Source organism: Myxococcus sp. AM011 (genome assembly GCF_013372595.1).
Taxonomy (GTDB): domain Bacteria; phylum Myxococcota; class Myxococcia; order Myxococcales; family Myxococcaceae; genus Myxococcus; species Myxococcus eversor.
Window position 1 is genome coordinate 1 of the sequence record NZ_JABXEM010000114.1, and the last position, 16635, is coordinate 16635.

Here is a 16635-nt window from a genome sequence, read left to right on the forward strand (position 1 = left end):
ACGCCGCCCCCCGCCGCGGCCGATGCGCCCCTCGCTCCGCCTTCGTTGGAGCCGGAGCCCGCGCGGCCCGCCGCCGAGGCGCCCTCCGTCCCGGGCCCCGTCGAGCAACCCGTCCAGGCCGAGCCCGTCGCGACGGAGGCCCCCGGTGTCGAGGCGCCGCCCGCCGACGGCCGCAAGTTCGAGAGCGTGGTGGTGGGCACGTCCGAGGCGAAGACGAGCGGCTCCATCCACATCCTCAAGCCGGAGAAGCTCCAGCGCTACGAGCTGGACGACCCGCAGGCCATCCTCCAGTCCGTACCCGGTGTGTATGGGCGAGGTGAGGACGGCTTCGGCCTGCGCCCCAACCTGGGCCTGCGCGGCGTCAACCCGGACCGGAGCAAGAAGGTCACCCTGCTGGAGGACGGCATCCTCTTCGGGCCGGCGCCCTACTCCGCGCCCGCCGCGTACTACTTCCCGCTGATGACGCGCATGCAGTCGGTGCGCGTGCTCAAGGGTCCCTCCTCCATCCAGCAGGGCCCGCAGACGGTGGGCGGCTCGGTGGACCTCATCACCCGGGACGTCCCCACGCAGGAGTCCTTCGGCATGGACCTCGCGGGCGGGCAGTACCTCTATGGCAAGGCGCACGGCTACATCGGCGCGAGCACCGAGCGCATGGGCTTCCTCATCGAGGGCATCCACCTGCGCAGCAACGGCTTCAAGGAGATCGACAACACCGACGAGACCACCGGCTTCCACCGCAACGAGTGGATGGCCAAGGCGCGCTACCGGCTGGTCCCCGACGGCGAGCTGCGCCAGTCGCTCCAGCTCAAGCTGGGCTACTCCGACGAAGGCTCCAACGAGACGTACCTGGGCCTGTCCGACGCGGACTTCGCGGAGAACCCACTGCGCCGCTACAAGGCGAGCCAGTTCGACCACATGCAGTGGCACCGCACCCAGGCGGTGCTCAGCCATGTGCTGGAGGGGAACGACATCGCCGTGACGACGTCGCTGTACCGGCATGATTTGGACCGGAGCTGGCGCAAGGTGAACAGCTTCCGGGGCATCTCCATCTCAGACGTGCTCGCGGACCCCACGAGCGCGCGCAACGCCATCTACTACGGCGTGCTCACGGGCGAGCTGGACTCGTCCAGTCCCGGGGAGACCATCCTCATCGGGCCCAACCACCGCGTCTTCGTCAACCAGGGCATCCAGAGCATCGCCCGCTGGACGGCGAAGACGGGCCCGGTGGCGCACAACGCGGAGTTCGGCGTGCGCTACCACTACGACAGCATCGACCGGCGCCACACGCAGGACGGCTTCCGCATGGTGAGCGGCGAGCTGGTCGCCGAGGGCGGCACCACGGAGGTCACCGCCGACAACAAGGACTCCACGCACGCGCTCGCCCTGCACGCGACGGACGCCATCTCCTGGGGACCGCTGGTGGTGACGCCCGGCGTGCGGCTGGAGGTCATCCGCTCCAAGTCCCTGGACAGGCTCGCGAGCACCGAGGACCACGGCTCGCTGGAGGCGCTGATGCCGGGCGTGGGCATCCACGGCACCGTCCTCCCCGCGCTCGGCGTCTTCGCGGGCGCGTACCGGGGCTTCTCTCCTCCCGCGCCTGGCCAGCCCCAGGCCGTGGGCCCCGAGAAGAGCATCAACTACGAGGCCGGAGCGCGGTGGACGCGGCGCGGTGAGCGCTTCGAGGTGGTGGGCTTCTTCAACGACTACTCCAACCTCACCGACGTCTGCACCTTCTCCAACGGCTGTCTCAACGACAACCTGGACCGGCAGGTGGACGCGGGCGCGGCGAACATCTACGGCCTGGAGGCGCTCGCGGAGAAGACCTTCCGCCCGGGCGGCGGCATCACCTTCCCGGTGACGGTGGCCTACACCTTCACGCGGACGGAGCTGCTCAATGACTTCCGCTCGTCGGACCCCCAGTTCGGCAACGTCGTCGCGGGCGACGAGCTGCCGTACGTGCCGCACCACCAGCTCTACGCCTCCGTCGGAATCGAGGGCGCGCGCTGGGGCGCCTTCGTCAGCGCCACCTACCTGGGCAGCATGCGTGAGCAGGCGGGCCAGGGCGAAATCCCCCCGGGCCTGAAGACGGGTGAGTTGCTGACGTTCGACGTGAACGCCAACTGGAACATCACCCGCTGGGGGCAGGTGTACGTGAGCGGCCGCAACCTCCTGGACGAGGCCGTCATCGTCGGCCGTCGTCCCTACGGCGCCCGCCCCAACGCGCCGCGCACCCTCATCGGCGGCGTGAAGTTCCAGCTCTGAGCCGCCTCGGGCGGGGAGGCCTGGTCGGGTTCAGGCCTCCCCTCGCACCGTGCGCGTCCCACGCGCGAAGCGCAGGTACAGCGAGGGCACCAGCAGGATGTTCAGCACGGCGGAGGAGAACAGCCCGCCAAGGATGACGACCGCCATCGGGTGTTCAATCTCCTGGCCCGGCTTCAGACCTCCAGCCACGAGCGGCACCAGCGCCAGGGCCGTCGTCAACGTCGTCATCGCCATGGGCTGAAGTCGCTCCAGCGTGCCCCGGAGGACCAGCTCGCGACCGAACGGGACGCCTTCGCTGGACTCGAGGTGTCTGTAGTGGCTCACCAGGAGGATGCCGTTGCGGGCCGCGACGCCCAGCACCGTGACGAACCCCACCAGCGAGCCCAGGGAGATGACGCCGCCGGTGAGCAGCACGCCCACGACGCCGCCCACGAGCGCGAAGGGCAACGTCCCCAGCGTGAAGGCCACCAGCCGGAGTGACTGGAAGTCCAGGTAGAGCACCAGGGCGATGCCCAGCACCGCGAGGAGGGAGAAGGCCAGGAGGCGCGTCTGCGCGCCCTGCCGCTCGGCGTACTCACCCAGCACCTCGGCATGGTGGCCCGTGGGCCAGTCGATGTCCGCGATGGCTGCCTGGATGTCGCCGACCACCGCCCCCAACGCGCGCCCCTGGGCGTCACAGGTGACATCCAGCCTGCGGGAGGCGCCCTCGTGCTGGACGATGTTGGGCACGGAGACGAGCTCCACCCTCGCCACGTCGCCCAACTGGTACGGCATGCCCGAGGCGGGCGCCACCAGGCGCAGCGCCTTCACGGCGGCGACGTCCTGGCGCAGGGAGTCCTCTCCCCACACGACGACGTCCAGGGTGCGCTCCTCCCGGTACACCTCGCCCACCTTGGTGCCTTGCAGCAGCGTGGCCACCGCGCGCTGCACGTCTCCCGGAGTCAGGCCCAGCCGTCGCCCCGCCTCCGGTTCGAGCCGGACCTGGATTCGCGGCACCAGCACCTGGGGCTCCACCTTCAGGTTCACCACGCCCGGAATCGTCCGGAGCTTCGCTTCCATGAGGCGGGCCTTGGCGCGCAGCGTGTCCAGGTCGGGCCCGAACGAGCGCACGACGATGGAGCCACCCGCGCCGCTGAGCACCTCCTTGATGCGCTCCTGGAGGTACGTCTGCACGTCGCGGTAGAGGCCGGGATAGCCCTCCACCACCTCGTTGATGCGCCGCACCGTCGCCGTGTAGTCGTCGACCTCGTCCAGGCTGATCCACAGCTCCGCGAAGTTGGGGCCCACCACCTCGTCGGCCACCTCCGCGCGACCGATGTGCGCGCCGAAGTGACGAACGCCGGGGATGGCGCGCAGCTCCGTGCTGGCGCGCAGGGCCGTGCGCAGGACGGCGTCACCGGACGTCCCAGGCTTCGCCACCCAGTGCATGAGGAAGTCCGACTCCTGGAAGTGAGGCAGGAAGCCCTCGCCCAACAGCGCCGCCAGCACCCCGCCCATCGCCAGCACGGCGAGCACGCTGCGCACCGCCAGTCGGGGGCGGTCCATCACCCAGGCGACGACGGGGCCGATGCGTGAGCGCAGCCAGCCCGCGAGTCGGGGCGGCTTCTCCTCGTGGTTCTTCAGGAACAGCAGGCACAGCACCGGCGTCACCGTGAGCGCGACCACCATCGACGCGCCCACCGCCAGGACGTACGCCACCGCGAGCGGCCGGAAGAACGCGCCACTGACGCCCTCCAGCAGGAAGACGGGAAGGAAGACGAGGACGACAATCACCGTCGCGTAGACGACGGCGCTGCGGACCTCCATGGAGCCCTCGAGGACCACGTCGAAGACGGAGCGAGGACTGCCCAGTCGCCGGTTCTCCGCCAGCCGTCGCTGCACGTTCTCCACGTCGATGATGGCGTCGTCCACCACCTCGCCCAGCGCGAGCACGAGCCCCGCGAGCACCATGGTGTCGATGGTCGCCCCCACCAGGCGCAAGGCGACCACCGCGCCCACCAGGGAGAGCGGAATCGCGACGATGCTGATGGCCGCGGTCCGGACGTCCTGGAGGAAGGCGAACAGGACGATGATGACCATGAGGCAGCCGAGCAGCACCGCGTGCCGGAGATTCCCCACCGCCTTCTCGATGAACGTCGCGGGACGGAAGATGCCCGGCACCACCGTGACGCCCTGGAGCGCGGGACGCATCTGCTCCAGCGCCGCCTCCACCTGCGCGGTGACCTCCAGGGTGTTGCCCCAGGGCTGCTTCTCGACGATGAGGAGGATGCCCGGCGCGCCATCGACGATGCCCTCGCCGATAGGCGGTGGATGCCCCTCTTGCACCGTGGCCACGTCCGCCAGCCGGATGGAGGCGCCGTTGCGGAAGGCCACGGGGACCTCCCGCAAGGCCTCCAGCGTGGTGTCCGCCGACAGGCTGACGGCGAGTCGCTGGTTGGGCGTGTCCACGAAGCCGCCCGAGGACGGCAGGCTCGCCTCCCGCGCGACCCGGAGGACGTCTTCGAGGCGGACATTCGCCGCGCGCAGCCGCTCGGGGTCGACCTTCACCTGGAACTGCCTGTCCCGCTGGCCCCAGATGGCGACGTTCGCCACGCCAGGGATGCTCATCAAGCGCGGACGAAGCGTCCACCGGGCGACCTCCGACAACGCCATCCGGTCCAGCGTGTCGGAGACGAGCCCCACCTTGAGGACCCGGCTCGTCGCCGACACCGGTGAGAGCATCACCGGCGGGCGGGACACCGCGGGCAGCGTGGACGCGAGCCGGGCCAGCCGCTCCTGCACCATCTGCCTCGCGCGGAACAGGTCCGAGCCCCGCTCGAAGATGAGCACCACCGACGAGAGGCCGAGCACGGACTTGGAGCGCATCGTCTTGAGCGCCGGCACTCCCGCGAGGCCATTCTCCAAGGGCGTGGTGATGAGCTTCTCCACCTCCAGGCTGGAGAGCCCGGGGACCTCTGTCTGGATTTCGACCAGGGGCGGCGCGAACTCGGGAAACACATCGAGCGGCATGTCGCGCAGGCTCGCGTAGCCCATCACGAGCAGCAGCACCGCGGCGGCGATGGGAACGAGGCGATAATTCAGGCAGGCGGCGATGAGCGAGCGCATGTCGAGGTCAGGTCTCCATCAGTGGCCAGCACCGAACTCCGTCCCAAACAACTCCGCCGCTCCCACGGCCACGACCAAGGTGCCCGCCGGCGGCCCCCGCGAGAGCAACGAATCCGACCCTTCCTGGCGCATGACGTCGACGCGGCTGCGCGCGTACACGTGCTCCTGCTGCTTCACGTACACCCAGGCGCCTCCCAATGCGTCGTAGACGATGGCCGACGACGGGACGGAGAGGACCTCCGCGTCGTCCCCCAATTGGAGCGACACACCGACGCGCTGCCCCGGCGCCAGACTCACGGACGCGGGCAGCTCGTAGAAGCGGTCCACCGTGGCGGCGATGGGGTCCGCGCTGGGAGGGCCTGGCACCGGCAGCGCCTCCACTCCAACATCCTGGCCCGTGAGGAGCGCGTGCACGCGCACGGGGACGTCCGCCTTCACGCGCCAGGCCTCGTCGACGAAGAGCGCCACCCGCACCCAGTTCGCGGTGACACCCACCACCTCGAACAGCGGAGCCCCCGCCGTGACGGACTGCCCCGGAGCGAACGACACCTGTCGCAAGACGCCATCCCGCGGCGCGCGGATGCGCAGACTGACGTCCGATTCGAGCGGTGAGCGCCCCACCAACTCCAGTCGCGTGTTCGCCGCCTGGAGCTCCGACTGGGCGACGGCCCGGTCCGCACGCGCCTCTTCCACGGCTCGCTCGGTTCCCGCGCCATCCTTCAGCAATCGCTCCGCGCGGGCGAGCCGGGACGCCGCCGCTTCGTCACGGGCCTTGGCGCTCTCCACCGTCCGCTGGGCCTGGGCATGGAGGTCCCGGTCCACCGTGGCGAGCGGCACCAGTCTCAGCAACACGTCACCCCGCTTGACGGCCGCGCCAGGGCGCAGCGCTGACGCCGCTCCTTCCGCGACGACGCCACCCGCCACCGGCGCCGTCACCACGAGCGCGCTGCCAGAGGGCACCACGACTTCGCCTCCCAGCACCTGCTTGCGCGCCGCCTTGCGCTTCTCCACGGGCTGGACTCGCAACGCCAGTCGCTCCTCGGCCTGGGGCTCGAGCGTCACAGTCGCCAGCGCGGACTCGGCCACGTGGGCGCTCACCTTCGCGGCGGGCGGAATCGGCGCGGGCTTGTCGGCGCGGCACGCGAGCGACAGGGTGACGAGGCTCGCGATGAGCGTGAGTCGGGGATATCTACTCATGGGCAACTCCCTGTTTGCCCAGACCACGATCCAACTGGGCGAGTCCGCGGCGGAGATCCGCTTCGAGGTCGAGGGCGCGAAGGCGTGCGTCGGCCAGACGGCGGAGCGCGTCCAGCACCTGGAGGTAGGGCACATCACCGGCGTCGAAGGCCTTGCGCGCGCCATCCCCCGCGGCGGTCAGCGCCGGGAGGATGTTCGACTCGACGGCCTCCAGTGACTGGGAGGCCTGGAGCGTCAGCTCGCGCGCGGTGAGGACCTCGTTGGTGACTTGCTGTCGCAGCAGGACATAGCGGGCGGAGGCGCGCATCAGCTCGGCCTCGGAGCGCCCGATGCCTCCGGGATTCCAGTTGAAGAGGGGCACGTCGAGCTGCACGCCGGGCACCCACAGCGCCTTGGGCTCACCGCTCGCCGTCGTCGAGGGCTTGGTGTCCAGCTTCGCCATCAACTGGAGGATGCGCGTCTTCTCCCAACCCAGCCGACCTCCCGCCAGGTCGATGCCCAGCTCCGTCGCGCGAACATCGGGCCGCGCGGCGAGGGCGAGCCGCACCAGGTCCGGCAGTGGCCGCAGCGCCCGTGCGTCGCGGGGAGAGGCCAGCGGAAGGGCCGTCTGGAACAGCGGACTTCGCGCCACGCCCATCATCAGCCGCAGCCGCTCCCGGGCCAGCGTCACGTCCGTGCGCGAGCGTCGCGAGGCGTCCTTCGCCAACCAGGCCTCCGCGCGCAGTGAGGCCACCTCGACCAGGCTGGCATCGCCCGCGGCCTGACGCGCCTCGACGAGCTCGCGGGTGTGCGCCCACAAGGCCGCCAGCTCCTCCAGCGCCACGCGCCGCCCCTCCGCGCGAACCCAGTCGGAGTGGGCCAGGCGCACGTCGCGCGCGACATCCAGCCCGTTCTGGACGAGCCCTCGCGCGACCTGCTCCACCTGGACCTTCGCGGCGGCGACCCGCGCGGGCCGCTGCCAGAGCGAGAACAGGGGCAGCAGCAGCGAGGTCTCCAGCGTCCTGGGCCCCACGGGCATCAGCAGCGAGAAGGTCGGATTGGGGAGCGCACCCGCCTCCGCCAGGTCGGCTCTCGAGACGCCGAGCTGTGCCATGTCAGCCTGGAGCGCGGCGCTGTTCCAGAGGGCCACCGCGACCGCGGTCCGCTCATCCAGGGGCGCGGAGTCCACGACGCCAGGGGGCAGCGAGGCCTCCTCCGCGACGCCCGGCCCCACCGGGGCGGCGAGTGTCGACAGCTCCGAGGACACCCAGGCACGGTCATAGGGCGAGCTGGCACACCCCGCGGTGACCATGCACGCGAGGGCCAGCATGCGAGCTTTGAGCTGTCGAGGCCTGCACCGGGAAGGCATGCGCGGACCCTGCCAGCCGAGGTTGAACGGTGGCTGAACGTCGGCCCGGCGGCCCCGTTTCGCGGTGACTCGCCGGTGGTATAGCTCCGTGTGGAGCCCCGCCATGCGAGTCCTCGTCGTCGATGACCATCAGGAACTCCGCGCCCTCGTCACCCAGGCCCTGGAGCGCGACGGCCACGTCGTCCGCCAGGCCGGAGACGTGGAGCAGGCGCGGCGGTCGCTCGTCGACGAGACGGACGTCATCGTGCTCGACGTGGGCCTTCCGGACGGCTCCGGGCTGTCGCTCTGCCGTGAGCTGCGCGCGGACGGAATCCAGACGCCCATCCTCATCCTCACCGCCCACAACCGCGTGGCCGAGCGAGTCGACGGACTGGATGCGGGCGCGGACGACTTCCTGGGCAAGCCCTTCGCCATCGCCGAGCTGCGGGCGCGGGTGCGCGCGCTCGGACGCCGCAAGGACAAGGCGGGCACCGTGCGCGTCCAGTTGGGAGACGTGGTGCTCGACTTCGGCCGACGCGAAGCCCTGCGGGCCGGCACCGCCGTGTCCGTCACCGCGCGCGAGTGGGCCATCCTGGAGACGCTGGCGTCTCATGGAGCGCGCCTCGTGAGCCGCGATGCCTTGCTGGAGTCCGTCTGGGGTGATGTCAGCGCCGGCGCCGCCAGCAGCCTGGAGGTCCTGGTCGGAAGGATTCGCCGCAAGCTGGGTGAGGACGTGGTGCGCACGCTGCGAGGCGCGGGGTATGGCCTTGGAACCAGCTGACACCGGGCGCCCCCGGGACTCGATGGTGCGCAGGCTGTCGCGCACCATGGTGGCCGTCGCCCTGACGAGCAGCGCGCTCACCGCGGGCGCCACGGGGCTGCTCGCCTACCGCATGTTGCTGGCGGGAGAGGACCGGCGCCTGCGTGATGCAGCGGTGGACCTGGTCGAGGAGGTCCATGGACTGGATGATGCGCGCGCCCGGCTCGAGGCCGACGCGGAGCAGCGGGAGCTGATGGCCTTCGGCATCCGCATCGCCCTGTTCTCCAGCGAAGGCCAACTGGGAGGAGACCCGGACATTCCGACGCAGTCCGGCTGCGCGTGGTCCCAGCTCCCGGGAGAAGCGGGCGTGAGGCGATGCGGCGAAACCGCCCATGGGCGCCTGTCGGTCGCGCAGGAGAACATCGAGAGCATTCCCCGGCTTCGGGTCTCCCTGCCGCTGGCCGCGGTGGTCGCGGCGACCTGTGCGGCCCTCATCAGCCTGCTGATGAGCCGCCGCGTGGCCAGTTGGGCGGCCCGCCCTCTCACCGAGCTGAGCGCGTCCCTGGCCCGCATCGAGCCGGGAAGTCCCCTCCCCGCCCCCCTCACGGCCCAGGCCCGCTACAGCGAGGTGAACGCGGTCCGCACCGCGTTGGTGGCGCTGCTCACGCGACTCCAGGAGGCACTGGAGCAGTCGCGCCGCTTCGCCGCGAACGCGGCACACGAGCTGCGCACGCCCCTGGCCACGCTTCAAGCAGAGCTGGAGTTGCAAGCGGAGATGCTCCAGCCGCCCGACACGACCCTGGCCCTGGAGCGGATGCACCGGACGGTGAAGTCGCTGGGGGTGCTCGTGGAGCGACTGTTGGTGCTCGCCGATGACACCCAGGGCTCGCTGGAGCTCGTCGAGTCGGTGAGCCTGGCCCAGGTCGTCGAAGAGGTCCTCCGCGCGCTGCCTCCGAGCGAGCTGCGCCGCGTCGAGTTCGAGGCCGGTCCCCTCGGGCTCGTTTCGGGGGACAGCCACCTGCTGCGACAGCTCGTCGACAACGTCGTGGAGAACGCGCTCAAGTTCTCCGATGGAGGACGCGTCCGGGTGTCCCTCGAGGAGACGCCGGAGCAGACGCGGCTCGACATCCGGGACGAGGGACCTGGCATCAGCGAGGCGGACTCGAGGCGGGTCTTCGAGCCGTTCTACCGCTCCCCCACCGCTCGCGCGGGGAAGCCGGGCCATGGAATCGGCCTGTCCCTGGTGGCCCTCGTCGCGCGCGCGCACCGCGCGAGCGTGGCGTTCCTCCCATCCGAGCGGGGGGCGCATCTGCGATTGACCTTCCCCGGCGTTCAACCACGACATCAGTGATAGAAATCAAATCGTGTCCATCCTCATCGTCGAAGATGAACTGAGAGTCAGGGCCTTCATCGCGCGAGGCCTCACGGAAGAGGGCTTCCACGTCCAGGAGAGCGTCGATGGGCTCCTCGCGCAGGTCCTCCTGAACCACGAGCGCTTCGACCTCGTCATCCTGGATTGGATGCTGCCGAGCCTCTCCGGGCTGGAGCTGCTCCGAGCGATGCGCGCCAGACAGGACATCACCCCCGTCCTCATGCTCACCGCTCGGGACGCGGTCGCCGACCGCATCAGCGCCCTCAATGCCGGCGCGGACGACTACCTCATCAAACCCTTCGCGTTCGAGGAGATGCTGGCGCGCATTCGAGCCATCCTCCGCCGCGTCGACCATCGCGGGGGCCCGCTCTTGCGACACGGGGACCTGACCGTGGACCCCACGACACGAAGGGTGCTCCGGGCGGGCGTGGAGATCCACCTGACGGCTCGCGAGTACGCCCTGCTGCTCTTCATGCTGGAGCACGCGGGTGAAGTCCTCTCACGCACGCGCATCGTCCAGGCCGTCTGGGACCATGACTTCGAGACGTTCTCCAACGTCGTGGAGGTGTACATCCGCTACCTCCGCAACAAGGTGGATGCACCCTTCAAGGGTGGCAAGCTCATCCACACCGTGAGAGGCGTTGGCTATGTCCTGAGAAGCCGGACATGAAGCGCCCGCGCTCGGTCCGAGACCAGCTCACCTTCTTCTTCACCGCCTCCGTCCTGGGCACCCTCCTGGTCTACGGATGCCTGATGACCGCCATCCTCGCCTTCGGCGAGTGGCGTGAACACCGCGAGTTCCGCGAAGCCGGGTCCACCAAGGCCTGCTCGGAAAAAGAGGGGCTCTTCGATGAGGCGTTGCAGGTCGTGTACGCCATGCTCGCTACGATGCCGCTCACCGTGCTGGGAGCCACCGCGCTAGGGCGAGCCCTGGCCCGTCGCGCGCTGTCTCCGCTGCGCGAAGCCAAGGACCAGGTCCGGGCGGCGCGCGCGTCGGAGCTGGACTTGCGGCTCCCCGTCAAGGGGACCGCGGATGAGTGGGACGAGCTGGCGTCGACGTTGAACGAGCTGCTCGCGGACGCCCGTGCCTCGCTCGAGCGCATCCGCGCCTTCACGTCCGACGCGGCCCACGAGCTGCGCACCCCGCTCACCGTCATCATGGGCGAGACGGAGGTCACCCTGCGACGGGACAGGACTCCGGACGAGTACCGCCGGGTGCTGGCCATCGTGCTCGATGAGACCCAGCGGCTCGCGCACCTCGTCGACGAGCTGTTGCAACTGGCGCGCGCCGATGCCGGCGCACGGGTCATGACGGTGGAGCCCGTGGACCTGTACGTCCTGGCGGACAGCGCGCTCCAGCGCACGAGGCAATACCTGGCGGTCCAGTCCCAGGGCCTGACGCTGGAGTTGCTCGGGGGCCCCGCGCCCACCCAGGGCAGCCCCATCCTGCTGACCCACGTGCTGGACAACCTGCTCTCCAACGCGCGCCGCCACGCCCGGCAGCACATCCGGGTGGAGGTCCACGCCACGGGCACTGGTGTCCAGCTCACCGTGGTCGACGACGGCGCGGGTGTGGACTCGGCCTTCCAGTCCCGCCTCTTCCAGCGCTTCGCCCGCGCGGACGCGTCCCGCACCAGCAAGGGGACAGGACTGGGGCTCGCGCTGTCGCGCACCATCGCCGAGGCACACGGCGGCACGCTGGGCTACGAGCGAAGCGACGATGAGAGCCGCTTCATCTTCCGCCTTCCGAGCCAGGGACAGGCGTCCGGACCGCCACCAGCGGCCGCCCCTGCCAGCGATGGCAGTACCACAGCTTGAAGCTCGTCACCGTCCGCGAGCCGCGATGCACCGTCACGGGAGGCAGCTCGCGCACCGACTCGCAATGTTTGTCCAGGCGAGTGGCGGAGTCCTTCAAGGGCTGGCGCGCGTCCACGACGATGATGGCATCCACGCCGGGATGCACCCTGTCCATCCAGAAGTCATAGGCCAATCCCTCTCCGCCCAGGGCGGAGTCGGACTGTGTCTCCGGATGGTCCGGGAGGTAGTACGCCAGCTCACTCGCCGTCTTGTAACCCCACCCCACCACCATGGGGGCGGAGGTGCCCGCGGCCATCCGGTGCTGTTGCACTGCATCCGCCAGTTCGCGCCAGCCGCTCACCAGGTTGTCGCGCTCGCGAAAGGGAATCCAGGGGCACAGGGGCATCAGATACATGCCCACCATCAACACGGCGCCCAGGGCCATGCTCACCGCCGCGTAGCCTCGCACGAAGCGGCGCTCGCGGAGTGCCCACGCTCCCGCGGCCGCCGCCACCATGAGCCCGAGGTAGGTGGGGGCCACCCAGTTCATCTTCACCCAGTGCAGGGGGCTCACCAGCGTGAACACCAGGAGGCCTGGAACGCTGGAGATCGCCAGCAGCCGCGCCCGCGCGTCCCCTCGCCAGGCCTGCCGCACGAGGACGCCCGCCGTCAGCAACAGCGCCAGGTAGAGCAGTGGTCCCACCGCCACCGCCTGCAGGCCCACGTAGCGGCCGACCAGATAGCCCCGAAAGCCATCCACCGTCCGGGCGCGGCCGGTGGTCTGGAAGGCGAACGACGCCCAGTCGTGTGACTGGTTCCAGATGAGCACCGGCGAGAACACGACCACCGCGAGCAGGCACGCGAGATAGGGATGGGGCGTGCCCAGGGCCGCTCGGCCCCGCTTCGTCACCAGCGCCGTCGCCAGGACCTGGAGCGGCAACAAGCCGGCGGTGTACTTCGACAGCAGGGCCAGCCCGCAGAACGCACCGAGCAGGTACCAGCGCCAGGCGAAGCGGCCAGGGCCACGGCCGTCGGGCAGCACCAGTTCGCAAAGCACGCGCAGCGCCGCGGCCCAGAACAGGACCAGCGGAACGTCCGGTGTCATCACCACCGCGCCCAGCCCGAAGAGGACCGTGGCGTTCGCGGCGAGGGCCGTCAGCAGGCCTACCATCGGCGAGTACAAGCGGGCGCCGAGTGAATACAAGACGCAGGTCAACCCGGCGGATGAAAGGAGGGCGGGCAGGCGCAAGGCGAGCTCGGACTCCCCCAGCAGGCGGGAGGACAAAGCCATCCACCAGGCGCACATCGGGGGGTGGTCCAGGTACGACAGGTCCAGGTGCCGGGCGTATTGCCAGTAGTACGCCTCCTGGGGCGCCAGCTCCACCTGCCCCGCGTAGACGAGCCGCACGAGCATGAGCCCCAGCGACACCATCAAGACCCAGGGCCACCCATTGACCTGAGCGGCATCTACAGACGTGCGCGGCATCCGACCACCCTCTCGTCCCCCTGCGCCCAGCAGGCTCCAGTGCTCGGTGGCGCGCGAGGACATGCGAGGTCATGCCTGATGCGGGAGTGTCCTGTCCGCGAGCCCAGGCTCCACTGAGAGAGTTCTCATCACGCGTTCATCTATGAGAGGGCTTGCAATCCGAGACGACCCAGCGCGGAGCGTTCATTCCCTTGCTCTGTCATGAGCAGACGTGTCACCTCGACGTCACATGAGGCCGCTCTCATCCCCATCACATGCGGCACTCAGCGACACGACGAATCTATCGAGCCATGCATGAGGTGGAACTCAAGAGCGCCGTGGACGACCTCCTGCTCCGTCGACGAAAGGTCGAGCGGGCAGGCGGCTGGCTGTACTTCGAAGGGACGATGGAAGACTGGTACTTCACGCATGCATCCGAGCCCGAGAGTGGTGTCAATCGGCTGCGCGTCCGCGCCTATCGTACGTCCGGGCGCGCCTGGTCCGAGTTGACGTGGAAGGGCCCCGCGCACCAGATGAACGGCTACAAGGTCCGCGAGGAGCTGACCCTCCAGGTGGAGGCTCCTGAAACATCGGGGTTCGCTCGCCCGTTCGTGAATGAGCGGGCCTGCTCGGTGACGGCCGAGCAGGCCCGAACCGCTCAGGCGCCGATGAGGCCTTGGCCGCAGACGCGCACGGTGTTTCCCGTCACACCATACGCCCCGGGGCTGGCGAAGAAGGTGACGAGCTCGGCCACGTCGCGCGGCTGGCCGCCCTGTGACAGGGAGTTGAGCCGCCGGCCCACCTCGCGCGTCATGAGAGGCATCTTGGCCACCATCGCCGTCTCGATGAAGCCCGGCGCCACCGCGTTGGCGCAGATGCCACGCGAGGCCACCGTCGGAGCGAGCGCGGCCACGTAGCCGATGAGCGCGGCCTTGGTGGCGGCGTAGTTCGCCTGTCCGAAGTTGCCCGACACACCGCTGATGGAGGAGAGGTACACGAGGCGGCCCTCGTCCCGCAGCGCACCGGAGGCGAGCAACGCTTCGTCCGCGGCGATGATGGCGGCGAGGTTGACGGACAGCACCTGGTCCCACGCCTCGGGCGTCATCTTGGCGAGGGTACGGTCTCGGGTGATGCCCGCGTTGTGCACCACCACGTCCACGCCACCATGGCGCCCTTGCAACTCCGCCACGAGACGCGCGGGGGCATCGGGGGCCGTGATGTCGAGCGCCAGGGCCTCGCCCCCCACGCGTTTGGCCGTGGCATCCAGCGCGTCCTGGAGCGCGGGCACATCCAGGAGCACCACCTGCGCGCCTTCCTGGGCGAGGCGCTCCGCCGTGGCCGCGCCGATGCCACGCGCGGCGCCCGTCACCAGCGCCACCTTGCCCTTCAGCGCGGCGACCATGGGCGCCGAGGCCAAGGGACGCACCGTGGACGTCACACGCGCCGCCTGCCCGGAGACATAGGTGGCCTGGACGCCGCAGAAGAAACGCACGGGGCCAGCGAGCCGGTCCTCCGCGCCACGCGCGACGTACACGAGGTTGGCCGTGGCACCGCGCCGCCCCACCTCCTTGCCGAGGCTGCGCACGAAGCCCTCCGCCCCGCGCGCCACGGCGGCCGCCGCGGGCCCCTTGGCCTCCTCGGGAATCCCCACGAGCACGAGGACTCGTGCGTTGCGAGCCAGTCGGGGGACCAGCGGATGGAAGAAGTCGTAGAGGGCGCGAGCATCTGCCGGAGTGGCGAGCCCCGTGGCGTCGAAGAGCGCCACATCCACGCGACGGTCCTCCTCTCCCGGCAACGCGTCCAGCACCCGCGCGCCCGCGCCCGCGAGCACACCCCGAGCGGCCTCCGTCGCGAAGCCGCCGGGCGCCGCGCCCAACAGCACCACGCGGTCCACGAAGGGCTGCGCCACCCAGCCTTCCTTCGCCCGTGCCAGCGGTGGCGGAGTCGGCAGACCCAGCGCCCGCACGAGCCCTCCCGTCATCGGGTTGTTCGCCAGCGTCATCAACGTGTCGGCCATGAGGTCGTCGCTCCCTAGGATTCGAGGATGGCGGTGACGGCCTGACCGCCCGCCGCGCAGATGGAGATGAGGCCCTTCTTGCCGGAGCCCGCCTCGGACAGCGCCTTGGCCAGCGTACCCACGATGCGACCGCCCGTGGCGGCGAAGGGGTGTCCGGCCGCGATGGAGCTGCCCTTCACGTTGAGCCGTGCACGGTCGATGGCGCCCAAGGCTCCCGAGAGCCCGAGGCGCTCGCGGCAGAAGGCGTCCGACTCCCAGGCGGCCAGCGTGCACAGCACCACGGAGGCGAAGGCCTCGTGAATCTCGTAGAAGTCAAAGTCACCCAGCGTGAGCCCGCGCTTCTGGAGCATGCGCGGGACGGCGTATGCACCGCCCATCAGCAGGCCTTCGCGCTCGTCGACGAAGTCCACGGCGGCCACCTCGCCCGCCGTCAGGTACGCGAGCACGGGCAGGCCGCGAGCACGCGCCCACTCCTCGCTCGCGAGTAGCACGGCCGAGGCGCCATCAGTCAGCGGAGAAGAGTTGGCCGCGGTGATGGTGCCCTTCTCGCGGTCGAAGGCGCCCGGCAACTTCGCCATCTTCTCCAGGGTGGTGTCCGGCCGCAGGTTGTTGTCGCGCGTGAGGCCCTGGTACGGCATCACCAGGTCGGAGAAGAAGCCCGCGTCGTAGGCACGCGCGAGGTGCTGATGGCTGGCCAGCGCGAGGGCGTCCTGGGCCTCGCGGGAGATGCCGTAGCGGTCGGACGTGCGCTGGGCATGCTGCCCCATGGACATGCCCGTGCGAGGCTCGGCGTTGACGGGGATCTCCGGCACGAAGGCGCGCGGGTCGAGCAGCTTCAGGGCCGCCGCGATCTTCGCCCCCTGTGTCTTCGCGCCATTGATGGCCATGAGCGCGCGCTGCATCCGGCGACTCACCGCTACGGGAGCATCCGACGTGGTGTCGGTACCGCAGGCGATGCCGGCGTCGATCTGCCCGAGGGCGATCTTGTTCGCGACGAGGATGCAGGCCTCCAGGCCGGTGCCGCACGCCTGCTGCACGTCATAGGCGGGTGTGGCGGCGTCCAGGCCGCTGGACAGGGTGCACTCACGCCCCAGGTTCCAGTCGCGCGAGTGCTTCATCACCGCGCCGCCCACCACCTCACCCAGCCGGACGCCGCCCAGGCCCGTGCGCTCGACGAGGCCGCGCAGGACGTCCGTCAGCATGTCCTTGTTGGAGAGGCGCGCGTACGCGGTGTTGCTGCGAGCGAAGGGAGTACGGAGGGCCGCGACGATGGCGACCCGGCGAGGAGGTCCGTGGTTCATGGGGCGTTCCTATCAGCCATGCCCCGGCGAGG

11 protein-coding genes are annotated in these 16635 nt (G+C 70.2%); 5 read left to right on the plus strand and 6 right to left on the minus strand.

The window, feature by feature from the left end:
• Positions 1-45: 45 nt before the first annotated feature.
• Positions 46-2262, plus strand: coding sequence for a TonB-dependent receptor (locus tag HUW62_RS23285; protein ID WP_255203596.1), 2217 nt, complete (start codon positions 46-48; stop codon positions 2260-2262).
• Positions 2263-2292: 30 nt separating this feature from the next.
• Here the strand turns inward: HUW62_RS23285 and HUW62_RS23290 are convergent, their stop codons facing one another.
• Genes HUW62_RS23290 through HUW62_RS23300 form a run of 3 tightly spaced genes read right to left on the minus strand, consistent with a single transcriptional unit; the run spans position 2293 to position 7873 of the window.
• Positions 2293-5367, minus strand: coding sequence for an efflux RND transporter permease subunit (locus HUW62_RS23290; protein WP_176435663.1), 3075 nt, complete (start codon positions 5365-5367; stop codon positions 2293-2295).
• A gap of 18 nt (positions 5368-5385) precedes the next feature.
• Entirely contained in the window at positions 5386-6564 is a 1179-nt protein-coding gene (locus HUW62_RS23295) for an efflux RND transporter periplasmic adaptor subunit (RefSeq protein ID WP_163864465.1), read from the minus strand.
• Positions 6557-7873 carry a TolC family protein gene (locus HUW62_RS23300; protein ID WP_163864464.1) on the minus strand — a complete coding sequence of 439 codons (1317 nt, stop codon included), beginning with the start codon at positions 7871-7873 and terminating at the stop codon, positions 6557-6559. Before HUW62_RS23300 ends, HUW62_RS23295 begins: the two co-directional genes overlap by 8 nt.
• Positions 7874-8015: 142 nt before the next feature.
• On the opposite strand from HUW62_RS23300, the gene HUW62_RS23305 reads away from it, so the two are divergent.
• Genes HUW62_RS23305 through HUW62_RS23320 form a run of 4 tightly spaced genes read left to right on the plus strand, consistent with a single transcriptional unit; the run spans position 8016 to position 11841 of the window.
• On the plus strand, positions 8016-8672 hold the full coding sequence (locus HUW62_RS23305; RefSeq protein ID WP_176435664.1) for a response regulator transcription factor: 657 nt from the start codon (positions 8016-8018) through the stop codon (positions 8670-8672).
• Complete coding sequence (locus HUW62_RS23310) at positions 8653-10002, plus strand: HAMP domain-containing sensor histidine kinase (RefSeq protein WP_176435665.1); 1350 nt, start codon at positions 8653-8655, stop codon at positions 10000-10002. The genes HUW62_RS23305 and HUW62_RS23310 overlap by 20 nt, the downstream gene beginning before the upstream one ends.
• Positions 10003-10015: 13 nt before the next feature.
• Positions 10016-10693 carry a response regulator transcription factor gene (locus tag HUW62_RS50050; RefSeq protein ID WP_163864461.1) on the plus strand — a complete coding sequence of 226 codons (678 nt, stop codon included), beginning with the start codon at positions 10016-10018 and terminating at the stop codon, positions 10691-10693.
• Complete coding sequence (locus HUW62_RS23320; RefSeq protein WP_163864460.1) at positions 10690-11841, plus strand: cell wall metabolism sensor histidine kinase WalK; 1152 nt, start codon at positions 10690-10692, stop codon at positions 11839-11841. The genes HUW62_RS50050 and HUW62_RS23320 overlap by 4 nt, the downstream gene beginning before the upstream one ends.
• On the opposite strand, the gene HUW62_RS23325 is transcribed toward HUW62_RS23320, so the two are convergent.
• The 3 genes from HUW62_RS23325 to HUW62_RS23335 all read right to left on the minus strand — a co-directional run bounded on the left by HUW62_RS23325 (position 11756) and on the right by HUW62_RS23335 (position 16603).
• Positions 11756-13369, minus strand: coding sequence for a glycosyltransferase family 39 protein (locus HUW62_RS23325; protein WP_163864459.1), 1614 nt, complete (start codon positions 13367-13369; stop codon positions 11756-11758). The genes HUW62_RS23320 and HUW62_RS23325 overlap by 86 nt on opposite strands.
• A 574-nt stretch (positions 13370-13943) precedes the next feature.
• Positions 13944-15302: a 3-oxoacyl-ACP reductase gene (locus HUW62_RS23330; RefSeq protein WP_176435666.1), complete on the minus strand. Its 1359-nt coding sequence runs from the start codon at positions 15300-15302 to the stop codon at positions 13944-13946.
• A gap of 14 nt (positions 15303-15316) precedes the next feature.
• Positions 15317-16603 carry an acetyl-CoA C-acetyltransferase gene (locus tag HUW62_RS23335; RefSeq protein WP_176435667.1) on the minus strand — a complete coding sequence of 429 codons (1287 nt, stop codon included), beginning with the start codon at positions 16601-16603 and terminating at the stop codon, positions 15317-15319.
• Between the last annotated feature and the right edge of the window lie 32 nt (positions 16604-16635).

Excerpts from the sequence above, each read along its gene's own strand:
- HUW62_RS23330 (WP_176435666.1), bottom strand. The coding sequence starts at position 15,302 with ATGGCCGACACGTTGATGACGCTGGCGAACAACCCGATGACGGGAGGG.
- HUW62_RS23305 (WP_176435664.1), top strand. The coding sequence starts at position 8,016 with ATGCGAGTCCTCGTCGTCGATGACCATCAGGAACTCCGCGCCCTCGTC.
- HUW62_RS23310 (WP_176435665.1), top strand. The coding sequence starts at position 8,653 with ATGGCCTTGGAACCAGCTGACACCGGGCGCCCCCGGGACTCGATGGTG.
- HUW62_RS23290 (WP_176435663.1), bottom strand. The coding sequence starts at position 5,367 with ATGCGCTCGCTCATCGCCGCCTGCCTGAATTATCGCCTCGTTCCCATC.
- HUW62_RS23335 (WP_176435667.1), bottom strand. The coding sequence starts at position 16,603 with ATGAACCACGGACCTCCTCGCCGGGTCGCCATCGTCGCGGCCCTCCGT.
- HUW62_RS23295 (WP_163864465.1), bottom strand. The coding sequence starts at position 6,564 with ATGAGTAGATATCCCCGACTCACGCTCATCGCGAGCCTCGTCACCCTG.
- HUW62_RS23300 (WP_163864464.1), bottom strand. The coding sequence starts at position 7,873 with ATGCTGGCCCTCGCGTGCATGGTCACCGCGGGGTGTGCCAGCTCGCCC.
- HUW62_RS23325 (WP_163864459.1), bottom strand. The coding sequence starts at position 13,369 with ATGTCCTCGCGCGCCACCGAGCACTGGAGCCTGCTGGGCGCAGGGGGA.
- HUW62_RS23320 (WP_163864460.1), top strand. The coding sequence starts at position 10,690 with ATGAAGCGCCCGCGCTCGGTCCGAGACCAGCTCACCTTCTTCTTCACC.